The sequence below is a fragment of the Vibrio sp. V31_P5A7T61 genome (assembly GCF_009904895.1).
GTDB lineage: Bacteria > Pseudomonadota > Gammaproteobacteria > Enterobacterales > Vibrionaceae > Vibrio > Vibrio metschnikovii.
This window is the reverse complement of the sequence record NZ_WXWI01000036.1, coordinates 50,018-62,225: the sequence shown is the minus strand read 5'-3', so window position 1 is coordinate 62,225 and position 12,208 is coordinate 50,018. Positions and strand designations below refer to the sequence as shown.

Below are 12,208 nucleotides of genomic sequence, written 5' to 3'. Positions count from 1 at the left end.
ATTGGCTCAATTTAGATGATTATTTTACTCGGTAACAATACGTGTGGTATAGCGTTTATAAGTTAAACCATCATAACTAAAGGCGATTAATGCGCCCCAAATAAAGACGAAAGTGATCGCTTTATCGGCGCTGAATGCTTCGCCGTATACCAAAACGGCGAGTAAGAACATCAAGCTGGGGCCGATATATTGGAAGAAACCGAGCGTCGATAACTTAAGGCGCGTTGCCGCACCAGTGAAACAGAGCAAAGGTAAAGTGGTGATGATTCCTGCGCTGATCAGCAGTAGATTCAATGACCAGTCATTGTTCGATAGGTGGCTGGTTGGCGTATCGGCCAGCATAAACAGATATAACGCGGCGACAGGCAGTAAAAATAAGGTTTCGATAAATAGGCCACTTTGCGCCCCCACGCCGACTTTTTTGCGCAGCAAACCGTATAAACCAAATGTAGTGGCGAGCACTAGCGCTACCACTGGCAGCGATCCAAATACCACCAACTGAATGGCAACGCCAATCATCGCCAGTAGCACGGCAAACCATTGTAATTTGCGTAGTCGCTCACCTAAAAATAGCATGCCAAGAAAGACATTCAGGATCGGGTTAATATAATAGCCTAGGCTCGCATCGAGCATATGGTTAGCATTAATCGCCCAAATAAAAATCAACCAATTACCACCAATCAGGAGGGCGGTGATTAATAAATAACCGAGCTTGATTTTGGATTGGAAAATATCCACTACATGACGCCACTGGTGACTGAAGTGAAGTAAGCCTGCTAGTAAGAAGAAAGACCAAATAATCCGATGACTGAGAATTTCTAGCGGAGAAACGTGGCCCAGTAATTTAAAATAAATCGGTGCTACGCCCCACATGGTGTAAGCACTGATCGCTAAAAAAATGCCTTTTTTAGCTTCTTGTTGTTGTTCTAATGTCATGATGTCGAATTCTCTGCAGTCGCAAGGGATAAAGAGGAGAAATGCTGGTCAGGGCGTGTTAACTAATACGTAAAAACGTAACTAAAGGTTAACCGCTGAGAGTATAACCTGTAAATCGAATTCATCGACTACTTTGCGGTTTTATTCACCGGCAAACGGCACTACAATAACCGACTGTTCTGATGCTTGAAGTATCAGCATCCCCACTCATGATTGAGAGCTTGCATGACCGCCACTGTACTCGTTGAACAACCGGAACTTAACTTATCGCCACAGCACGTGTTACGTGAGGTGTTTGGCTATCAGACGTTTCGGGTTGGACAGCAAGAGGTGATAGAGGCGGCGATTGCTGGACAAGACAGTTTGGTGATTATGCCCACAGGGGGCGGTAAATCGCTTTGCTACCAGATCCCCGCATTAGTTTTGCCTGGGCTCACGGTGGTGATTTCACCGCTGATCTCTTTGATGAAAGATCAGGTTGATCAGCTCAAAGCTAATGGTGTTGCCGCGGAGTGTGTCAACTCTAGTCTCTCACGTGAGACGCTGATTGCGATTTACAACCGAATTAATCGTGGACAGATAAAATTGCTCTATGTCTCGCCAGAGCGAGTGTTAATGACCGATTTTATCGAACGTTTACAACAGCTACCATTAGCGATGATCGCCGTGGATGAGGCGCACTGTATTTCTCAGTGGGGGCATGATTTTCGCCGAGAGTACGCCTCACTTGGTCAGCTTAAACAGATATTTCCTCACGTTCCCTTTATGGCCTTAACGGCAACGGCGGATGATGCGACACGCATTGATATTTTACATCGCCTGCAATTGGCTAACCCGCACACTTATTTGGGCAGCTTTGATCGACCCAATATTCGTTACACCCTAGTCGAAAAGCACAAACCCGTATCGCAAGTGATCCGTTATTTAGAAACGCAACGCGGCCAATGTGGGATCATCTATTGTGGCAGTCGTAAAAAAGTCGAAATGCTGACGGAAAAGTTGTGCAATAACGGCATTCGAGCGGCCAGTTATCATGCTGGGATGGAGGTTGATGAGCGTGCTTATGTTCAAGAGGCGTTTCAGCGTGATGACGTGCAAATTGTTGTCGCTACCGTTGCCTTTGGGATGGGGATAAATAAGTCCAATGTGCGTTTTGTGGTCCATTTTGATATTCCACGCAATATTGAATCTTACTATCAAGAAACCGGACGTGCGGGACGAGATGGTTTGCCTGCTGAAGCGATCATGCTTTACGACCCTGCCGATATCGTTTGGCTGCGCCGCATGCTAGATGAAAAGGAAGAGGGGCCTCAAAAGCAGGTCGAAAGCCATAAACTGACGGCGATGAGTCATTTTGCTGAGGCGCAAACCTGCCGCCGACAAGTATTGCTCAACTACTTTGGCGAATACCGTGACACGCCTTGCGGTAACTGTGATGTCTGCCTTGACCCACCGAAACGTTTTGATGCCACGGAGCAAGTGCGCAAAGCGCTGTCTTGTGTTTATCGTGTTCAGCAGAGTTTTGGAATTGGTTACGTGGTGGAAGTGCTGCGTGGGATGCAAAATATCCGGATTCGTGAAAATGGTCACGATAAACTCTCTACCTATGGTTTAGGGCGCGATCACAGCCATGATTACTGGGTGAGCATTTTCCGTCAGTTGATTCATAAGGGCTTGCTACAGCAAAATATTACTCGCAATTCCACCTTGCAGTTGACTGAAGAGGCCCGGCCGATTCTGCGTGGCGACAAAGCGGTTGAATTAGCCGTGCCACGTTTAGATACCGCAGCGCGGGCGGTGAAATCGGATAAATTGTCGAATAAAAACTACGACAAAAAACTGTTTGCGAAATTACGCAAACTGCGTAAATCGCTGGCCGATGAAGAAGGCTTACCACCGTATGTGGTCTTTAGTGATGCGACTCTAATTGATATGGCGGATATTTTACCGACCTCGTATGGTGAGATGTTGGCTGTTAACGGTGTTGGTCAACGCAAATTAGAGAAATACGCCGATCCATTTTTGGATGTCATTCAGGAGCATTTAACCGGTCATGGCTGAGTTCGCTTTACAAGATTATCTCGCCGATCAGGGGCGACTTATCCTGAGCACGCCAGAATGGGATATGGATAGTTTCCCCGCTCTTGGCGAGCATTTTCTGCAGTGGTTATCCGCTTCGCTTATCGATAAGCAGCTTGATGCCGATTTGCATACTTGGCTAATAGATTTTGAAGGTTGTCAGCTACTACTCAAAGCCGAACATTACAGCGCCAGTATTTGGCTTGAAACATTGAGTGATGAGCAAGGTCGAGAAGAGCTGGCCTTTATCGCCCAGTTACTCTCTGGTCACCCATCCGCCGCTGATTGAGTCTTCGGCTTATAAAATTTGCCGAATGTCCGACGAAATGGTCTCTATCAATTGTCGCGCTGAATCTTCTCGCCGCTGAACCAAACTGATAAACAGTAAATCGGTTAAGACATTTTGCGCAGTACGAGAAGCGATAGACGAGCTGCGATGTTGCGTTTCATCGGCGATGGTATCTAAAGCGATATCCGCCAGCTGACGCAGTTTACTTTTCTTTGGTGCGGTCAGAGCAATCACTTTGGCCCCTTGTTGCTTGGCCGCTTCGGCGGCAATAAAGACTTCTTTTCTATCCCCAGAAAAAGAAATCGCGATTTGGACATCTTGAGGCGTGAGCGTTCGCGCGGTAGCAATTTGTACGTGACTGTCTTGCTCAGCGAGTGCGGTAATGCCTAATTTCAATAGCTTGAAAGCTAAATCCTTCCCGGTCAGTGCCGACCCGCCAATGCCGACGATTTGCACTCGATGCGCTTGATTAATCCAATTCACCGCATGGTGAAATTGTTCAAAACAGAGCGCGTTAGTGGTATGAAACATGGCATCCGTTTTTGCTTGGACTAACTTTTGTGCAATCACCGCCAGTGGATCATTAATAAAAATATTGTGCTGTACAGGCGTTGATTCGAGCGCTTGTTTGCGGCTGAGTTCTTCTACCAGCAATAGCTTAAAAGCACTGTAACCTTTAAAGCCCATTTTTTGAGCAAACTTAATGATACTGGATTGGCTGGCACTCACTTGATCGGCCAATTGTAAACTGGTCATTAAGGCCGCTTGCTGAGGATGAGCAAGGATCCAGTCGGCAATTTTTAACTCATTTGCTGAGAGCTGAGTACGTCGACTGATCATTCGATTAACTATAGACATGATGATTTCTCCATATGCTAAAAGCGGTTTTACCACGAATCTGCAATTTAAAAGACGATTTATGGTGCAGTTTTTGGAATTTTTTATTCCTTTCTGGGAATTAAATCTGCTTTGACGGTGAATAGTATTCAGTGACTTGGCGTATCTTTGGGTTTGTCTGGCTTTATTTTTAGCGATTATTCCATGCTTTAGCTGGTCAATGAATAACCATAGCTGTGATCCTTATCACTCGATTGGAATTTTTTATTCTATAGAATCGCCACCAGTTGTTATTAGACATATAGGCTTGTGCATGAAAATAGATTTAACCCAATGGGTAACGGAGAGTCGTAATCCAGCGAGTGCGGCGATTGATACCTTATCCACGTTTGAGATGTTACAAATCATCAATCAGGAGGATAAGAAAGTCGCTTTAGCGGTTGAAAAAACCTTGCCTCAAGTGGCGCAAGCGGTCGATGTGATTACTTTTGCCCTGCAATCTGGGGGGCGTTTGTTCTACATGGGAGCGGGAACCTCTGGTCGATTGGGCATTCTGGATGCTAGCGAATGTCCTCCCACTTATGGTACCTCACCCGACTTGGTGATTGGCCTGATTGCTGGTGGTCATCAAGCGATTTTAAAAGCGGTGGAAAATGCAGAAGATAATGTAGAACTTGGTGAGCAAGATCTGCAGCGTTTTCACTTTGGTAAACAAGATGTTTTAGTGGGCATCGCCGCTAGTGGCCGAACGCCGTATGTACTGGGCGGCATGGCTTACGCTAAATCCGTTGGTGCGATGGTGATCTCTCTGGCCTGCAACCCTAATTGTTTAATGGAACAAGCCGCGGATATTGCTATTACGCCCGTGGTTGGCCCTGAAATTGTCACTGGCTCTTCAAGAATGAAGGCAGGCACGGCGCAGAAGCTGATTCTCAATATGTTAACCACAGGAGCGATGATTCGCAGCGGTAAGGTCTTTGGCAATTTAATGGTCGATGTTGAAGCCACCAATGCCAAGCTTATTCAGCGTCAAACGCACATTGTTCGTGAAGCAACGGGCTGCAGTACAGATCAAGCGGAACAAGCGCTCGCGGCCTGTCAGCGACATTGTAAAACGGCGATTTTGATGATTCTTGCCGATCTCAATGCACAGCAAGCCGCGGAGCGGTTGGCAAAGCATCATGGCTTTATTCGTGCGGCACTGAACGATCAATAATCCAATCGTGTTGAGGTAAGGTAAATGGCTAAAATAACATCGAGCATGATAGCTCAACTGCTTCGCGCGGTCGGCGGCAGTGATAACATTAGTAAGTGTGGTAACTGTATGACCCGCTTACGCTTAACATTGAATGATAACCTCCTCGCCGATCAAGCTGGGATTAAAGCCATTGCTGGGGTTATGGGGGTGGTAGAAAGCGATCAACAACTGCAGATTATTCTCGGTCCTGGTAAAGCGCAAACTGCGGCTGAAATGATGAATGAGATGATCGCCAATCTTGGGCTTACCGCTACATCAACGTCAGATACGCCGGATTTATCGACAATTGCTGCGGCGCAAAAACAGCAGATGAAGAGTAAACAAACCAGTGCCGTGCAGCGTTTCCTCAGTAAGTTTGCGACCATTTTTACGCCATTAATTCCGGGCTTTATTGCCGCTGGTTTATTACTTGGTTTTGCCACTTTATTAGAGCAGATGCTAGTCCTTGGTCAATCGCCAAGTCAATTTACGCTGGATCTGATCGCCTATATGAAGGTGTTTGGCAAGGGATTATTCGCCTTTCTGAGCATCTTAATTGGGTATAACGCGCAGCAGGCATTTGGCGGTTCTGGGGTCAATGGCGCTATTTTAGCTTCCTTGTTTGTGCTGGGTTATAACCCAGATGCGACAACGGGCGTTTATTCTGGCATGAGTGAATTTTTCGGTTTTGCGATTGACCCTCGAGGCAATATTATCGGCGTACTGTTAGCGGCGATTTTGGGTGCTCAGGTCGAAAGAAAAGTTCGCCAATACATGCCTGATGATTTAGATATGATCTTAACCTCTTGCGTCACGTTATTGATCATGGGGGCGGTGACTTTTTTGGTGATAATGCCGATTGGTGGTGAGTTATTTAAAGGCATGTCATGGTTATTTCTCAACCTGAATGATAATCCACTAGGGGCTGCGTTGCTCTCCGGTTTATTTTTGATTTCGGTAGTATTTGGCATTCATCAAGGGTTTGTTCCGGTCTACTTTGCTTTGATGGATGTGCAGGGTTTTAACTCGCTGTTTCCTATTTTGGCGATGGCTGGAGGCGGCCAAGTTGGCGCGTCGCTAGCATTGTACTTTAAAGCCCAAAAAGATGCCGTGCTGCGTACTCAAGTGAAGGGCGCGATCATTCCGGGTATTTTAGGCATTGGTGAGCCGCTGATTTATGGCGTCACCCTACCCAGAGTGAAACCGTTTGTCACGGCATGTATTGGCGGTGCGGCTGGTGGTTTCTTTATTGGTTTAGTCTCTTATCTTGGCTTACCTGTCGGACTGAATACGGTATTTGGGCCATCGGGTATTGTCGCGATTCCGTTAATGACATCAGCGCAGGGTATTTTCCCAGGGATGTTGGTATTTATCTGCGGTCTACTCATTTCTTATGTGGTTGGTTTTTTTGCAACGCTTTGGTTTGGCTGCAAAGATGTTGACTTAAGTTAGTTCACCTTCCCCCTATTGGTGAATGATTTTGCCCTGATCCGATAGGTTCAGGGCTTTTTTATGTTTGGCTCTAGCGGCGGATTATTTTTTGGTGATTTTATCTAAATAACCCATCATAAAAGCAGAGATGACAAAGGTAATGTGAAGCATCAAATACCATTGTATTTTCTCATTGGCGATATTTTCGGTATTCATAAACACTTTCAGCAAATGAATTGAAGAGATCGCGACAATCGAAGCAGCAACTTTATTTTTCAGTGAACCGGCATCGAGTTTACCCAACCAGCCCAATTTATCGTTATGTTCCTCAACGTCGATTTTAGAAACAAAATTCTCATAGCCAGAAAACATCACCATCACAATCAGCCCGCCAACTAAGGTGATATCAATCAATGATAACGCGATTAGAATCAGGTCAGCTTCTTGAATAGCAAAGATATTTGGGAGTAGGTGAATCACTTCTTGAAAAAATTTAATCCCTAAGGCGAGGAGGATAAAACTCAAACCGAGATAAATAGGTGCCATGATCCAGCGAGCAGAGTACAGCAGTTTTTCGATAATACGTTCCATTTAAAGTAACCATCAACAAAGCCCAATAGGGCAGAATGAGGCTGATATTACTTTGTTTTTATACTTAAGGTGTAGTGAAAATTGAGGGGATAAGATCCCCTCAGCAGACGTATTGATTAGAGCGTATTTTTATAAATGCGACCGTCTTTCATGATCAGTTGTAGGTTATCCGTTGCTTCTAAAATGGTTAAATCTTGTAGCGGATTGCCATTGACGATCAGCAGATCGGCCAAAGCTCCGGCCTCAATAACCCCTAACTTACCTTGATAAGGCGCACGCTCTCCTGAGAGCATCAGTAGCTGCGCATTGTCGTAGGTAGCCATTTTCAGTACTTCAGCAGGGGTGTACCAGCGAGTCATAATACTCAACAGTTGCGTTTGCCCTTTGAGTTTTTCCGCACTGAACAAAATGTCGGTTCCCCATGCGACTTTTACTTGATGTTTTTTCGCTAAACGATAGGCCCTGTCTGTGCCTTGTTCGACCATTTTTTGTTTCAGACGTTGCGGCGAGCCTTCGGCAAAGCTGGATTTTCGCTCAGAAGTAAACGGTTGTAAGCTCCACCAAATGCCTTCTTTGGCCATTCGTTTTGCGGTTTTTTCATCAATCAATTGACCGTGTTCAATCGATTTAACCCCACCATCAATCGCTTGATTAATCGAGCGAGGAGTATAAGCGTGCACCGTCACATAGGTGCCCCAATTTTCTGCCGCTTCCGTCGCGGCGCGAATTTCTGCCAGGCTGTATTGAGTCACATCAAGCGGGTCATAAAATGATGAGACGCCACCACCTGCCATGAGTTTAATCTGCGATGCCCCGAGGGCTAACTGCTCTCGTACATGCTGGCGAACTTCGTCCGGACTATCAGCAATCGCTGAAGTGCCTGTCCTAACAGAGATGGTCTGTTTTTTACTATCAGGGGTTATTAACTCATTGGGTAGACGAAAATCACCGTGGCCGCCAGTTTGAGAGATGAAAGCCCCGGCTGGCCAAATACGAGGTCCGGTGGTGATCTGCTTATCGATCGCCATTTTTAAGCCGAATACTGGCCCACCCAAATCGCGCACACTGGTATAACCCCGTTGCAGCATATCGGCAGCGGTTTTAGCGGCAACAATATTAATAAAACCTTGATCAGCAAGCATTAAGGTTTGTTGAGGCAGGGCGGCGAGCATTAAATGAGTATGAGCATCAATCAATCCCGGCATTAAGGTTTTGCCTTGCCCATCAATCACTATAGTATTGGAGTCAGTGATGTTAAGAGCTTGGTAATCTTCGATTTTGCTGATCAGGTTATCTTGCACATAGACATTTTTTGCTGCGCTGAGTGTTGCTTGTCGTCCATCAAATACTTGCACATTTTTAAATACATACTGGGCGGCAAAAGTAGGCCAAGCGATTAGGCTTACACCTAGCAGTAGCCAAAGCGGTTTATTCATTTTATCACTCCAATCAACTAGCGGCATGACACCTTGGTGCACAAACAGATAAAAGTGTAGCGATATTTGGCGAAACTATCCGATTTTAAGAGCAAAAATGCCAACTTTGTTGAATAAACCTCAGCGGTTTACTCGTTGAGTTGCTTGATGTTTTTGTATGCTTTTGTATGTAACCATTCTAAAGCGAGATAAAACATGAATAATAACGATTCTTTTTTACTGATGTTATTCGAGGTTGTCTCTTGTCTCTCTTTACTCGGTTAATGCCATTCTTTGGCGCTTGCTACATCATCATGTCTCTACACTCGGTTGCCAATGAATTAACCCCTGATCCACGAATCCACCAAGGTCGTTTAGCTAATGGCTTAACTTATCAGTTGATGGTTAATCCATACCCAGAAAAAGCCATCATCATGCGCATGCAAATTGCCGGTGGCTCGCTGGTGGAGTCTGAACAGCAGCAGGGATTGATGCATCTATTAGAGCATATGGCGTTTAAGGGCTCTCGATCCGTTCCACAAGGGGATATGATTGCTCAGCTAGAAAAGCTTGGTCTTAGTTTTGGTTCGGATACCAATGCAATTACTGAGTATCATCAAACGGTGTATCAATTTAATATCACGGAAGGCACTCAAGATAAGCTTACAACTGGGCTGATGTTAATGCGTGAGATTGGTGATCAACTGACTTTAACACCCGAAGCTCTAGCACAAGAAAAGCCGATCGTAATGGCGGAAATACGCGAAAAACAATCGATGGAGCTAGATGATTATCAATATCAGCAAGCATTTTTGTACCCAGACAGCCCATTGGCGAGTCGTCTGCCAATCGGCTTGGAAAGCGTAGTTATTCAAGCGACAGTAGCACAATTACGTGATCTCTATCAGCGCTTTTATACACCAGAGCGCACGACCATAATTGTTATCGGTGATATTGATATTGCCGCCACAGAGCGTCAGATTCAGCAACGTTTTGCCAACTGGCAACCACATCCACAGGCGGTTTTAGTTAGTGATGATCCACTGCCAACCTTGACAGTCCAGCAAGAGCTTAGAGCGGATAGCTTTTTTGACCCACGTTTACCGACGACGGTGACTTTGGGTATGTTACAGCCTCAAGATGTACTTGTTGATGGTATCGCAAGACGGCATAGAATGCTTAACGACTGGCTAATTCGTCATCTGTTGTATCGCCGCTTAACCGCCCATCTGCCAGAGGAGGATATGGGGCGTCGAGTCAATGTGGCCTTATTTGAAGAGTTTAAACATGGCTTACGTTTTCAATTATCACTCAATTCAGCACCTCAACAATGGCGAGAAAGCCTTACCCTGCTAGAGCAGACCATGCGTCAAGCTTTGGTGGGTGGTTTTACTGAACAAGAAGTTAATCGAGCATTAGACTTGATCGAACAAGATATACAGCATGATCTAGCTCAACCACTAAGTGTGAATAGCTTTGGTTTAGCTGAGCAATTGGTCGATTTTAACGCTCGCGGCTTATATTTTTTAGATCCCAAGCAGGAATGGGCGTTGTTTCAACGATTGAAGCCTAGTTTGACTGCATCAGCACTGCATGAAGCCCTGAAGCAGCGTTGGCAAGGGGAACCATGGATTTATCTGACTCACTCTCAACCAGAAGAACAGGTGGCAAAGCAGCTTCTGAGCGTCTATCAGCAAAGCCAGCAGCAGCCGATTAGCGCTCATCAAGAGCAAAAATTGACTCCGTTTGCTTATGCAAATTTCGGTAAGCCGGGAAAATTCATTGCCGATAAGCGTGATGAACAGGCAGGAATCCGCCAACTGGTTTTTGCTAATGGCGTACGACTTAGTTTGAGACCCACTCAATTTGAATTGGGACAAGCGATAGTGCAGCTCAAAGTCGGTTTTGGTGATGTAGCCCTGCCTAAAAGCGAAGGGCTAACCACGTTATTTCAACGTAGCTTTGTTCTTGGAGGATTAGCTGAGCATAGTTATGCTGAGCTGGGACAAATATTAGCAGGGCAAGGTTTAGCTGTGGGATGGAAACTATCGGAGCAAGGGTTTAATGATGCCGTCTCTGTGCGAACCGAGCGATTAAGAGCGCAGCTAGGGTTACATACCGCTTTTTTGATTGCGCCAGGGTTTAGACCTGAAGCGTTACACCAGTTTCGGCAACAAGTGCGAGAGCATGCATTTAGCCGCCATACCAACGCTGAAACGTTATTTTGGCAGCGATTCGCTGAGCTATTACATCCAGAGGACATAAACTACGCCCTTGGCCGCGATCAAGAGCTATTGAAGCGAGATTTTTCTGAAATCGCCCTCGTGCTCGCATCGGCCGTCGATCGTGGCTTACTTGAGGTCACGATTGTCGGCGATATTGATGAATCTCAGGCGATTCAAGCGGTAGCCGAAACATTGGGTGCGATAGAGCGTCATCCGTTGCCAATCACCAAGCGTCCAGTCGTAGCTCGCCTGCCTGAGTTACCAGCGAGCCGCCAGTTGAGCCATCAAGGAGCGGTTGATTCAACAGCTCTGGCTTGGATTTGGCCTAATCTTGATAGTTACTCCGTTGAGCAAGCGGCGAAAATCTTGTTATTAGATCGCGTTTTGCAACTGCTGATCACTGAAGAGCTACGAGTACAAGCGGGGATGAGTTATTCACCTTATACTTTCCATTCTAGTGCGAAAGAACCGTCAGAGTTAGGTTATATCGGCTTATTTGCGCTGGTTGATAGACAGCATGTATTGTCTATTGAAGGTAAAGTTGACACGCTCATCGAGCAACTGGGTTCAGGGCAGCGAATAGACGCTGATTTATTGGCGAGAGCTAAGCAGCCTTTATTACAATCCATCGCTCATGTCAGTAATAGCAATGGATTTTGGTTAGAGGCTACGGCAATGGGCCGAACTCAACCAGAGTATTATCAGCGCGTGCAGCAAATTTATGATCATATTGCCGCCGCTGATATTCAGTCAGTACAAACAAGTGCCCAACGCTATTTAAGTAAAGACAAGTGCTTAAAAGTGATTACCTCGTTTGGCGAGTCCGTGGATTAATTTACTGAATATTGGTTGCAAAGAAAGCCAACTGACTTTGTAAATATAAGAATGCTACTCGTTTAATTCGGGTGGCATTTTTTTTCAAGCACGAGGATCACGATTTTTAAATACATTTTTAAAACAATCCATCTCCTTTTTAAATGTATTTATTTTTTATCGTTATTTAGTTGTCAGTAAAAACTGATGATTAGCAATGAATTTACAACATTGATGGTGCGGAAAAACTCTATTTTTTGAGATGAACTAATGAGAGAGGTGAATTCATTGACAAAGCCATTGATTGAACTATATTTTTTTTACGAATACTTTGTCGATACACCTCCTATTAAAT

At 45.3% G+C, this 12,208-nt stretch carries 9 protein-coding genes; 5 read left to right on the top strand and 4 right to left on the bottom strand.

Annotated elements, in window-relative coordinates; genetic code table 11:
• Nucleotides 1-24: 24 nt before the first annotated feature.
• The gene (gene rarD, locus CAG58_RS09475) at nt 25-936 is read right to left on the bottom strand and encodes an EamA family transporter RarD (protein WP_161425006.1); all 912 of its coding nucleotides are present in this window, start codon (nt 934-936) and stop codon (nt 25-27) included.
• 225 nt (nt 937-1,161) lie between these two features.
• Between rarD and recQ the strand changes: the two genes are divergently transcribed.
• Nucleotides 1,162-2,997, top strand: a complete 1,836-nt coding sequence (gene recQ / locus CAG58_RS09470) for an ATP-dependent DNA helicase RecQ (RefSeq protein WP_161425005.1) — start codon at nt 1,162-1,164, stop codon at nt 2,995-2,997.
• Entirely contained in the window at nt 2,990-3,304 is a 315-nt protein-coding gene (locus CAG58_RS09465) for a DUF3630 family protein (protein ID WP_161425004.1), read from the top strand. The genes recQ and CAG58_RS09465 overlap by 8 nt, the downstream gene beginning before the upstream one ends.
• A gap of 9 nt (nt 3,305-3,313) precedes the next feature.
• Here the strand turns inward: CAG58_RS09465 and CAG58_RS09460 are convergent, their stop codons facing one another.
• On the bottom strand, nt 3,314-4,162 hold the full coding sequence (locus tag CAG58_RS09460; protein WP_154169571.1) for a MurR/RpiR family transcriptional regulator: 849 nt from the start codon (nt 4,160-4,162) through the stop codon (nt 3,314-3,316).
• 292 nt (nt 4,163-4,454) lie between these two features.
• On the opposite strand from CAG58_RS09460, the gene murQ reads away from it, so the two are divergent.
• Together murQ and murP are read left to right on the top strand one after the other, a co-directional pair.
• Entirely contained in the window at nt 4,455-5,357 is a 903-nt protein-coding gene (murQ, locus tag CAG58_RS09455; RefSeq protein WP_161425003.1) for an N-acetylmuramic acid 6-phosphate etherase, read from the top strand.
• A 24-nt stretch (nt 5,358-5,381) separates the two neighbouring features.
• The gene (gene murP, locus CAG58_RS09450) at nt 5,382-6,830 is read left to right on the top strand and encodes a PTS N-acetylmuramic acid transporter subunit IIBC (RefSeq protein WP_161425002.1); all 1,449 of its coding nucleotides are present in this window, start codon (nt 5,382-5,384) and stop codon (nt 6,828-6,830) included.
• 81 nt (nt 6,831-6,911) lie between these two features.
• Here murP and CAG58_RS09445 read toward each other — a convergent pair whose 3' ends face one another.
• Both CAG58_RS09445 and CAG58_RS09440 read right to left on the bottom strand, forming a co-directional pair.
• Nucleotides 6,912-7,400 carry a TIGR00645 family protein gene (locus CAG58_RS09445; RefSeq protein ID WP_004397492.1) on the bottom strand — a complete coding sequence of 163 codons (489 nt, stop codon included), beginning with the start codon at nt 7,398-7,400 and terminating at the stop codon, nt 6,912-6,914.
• A gap of 116 nt (nt 7,401-7,516) precedes the next feature.
• On the bottom strand, nt 7,517-8,836 hold the full coding sequence (locus CAG58_RS09440) for a metal-dependent hydrolase family protein (protein WP_161425001.1): 1,320 nt from the start codon (nt 8,834-8,836) through the stop codon (nt 7,517-7,519).
• 242 nt (nt 8,837-9,078) lie between these two features.
• On the opposite strand from CAG58_RS09440, the gene CAG58_RS09435 reads away from it, so the two are divergent.
• Nucleotides 9,079-11,874: a M16 family metallopeptidase gene (locus tag CAG58_RS09435; protein ID WP_161425000.1), complete on the top strand. Its 2,796-nt coding sequence runs from the start codon at nt 9,079-9,081 to the stop codon at nt 11,872-11,874.
• Nucleotides 11,875-12,208 lie beyond the last annotated feature (334 nt).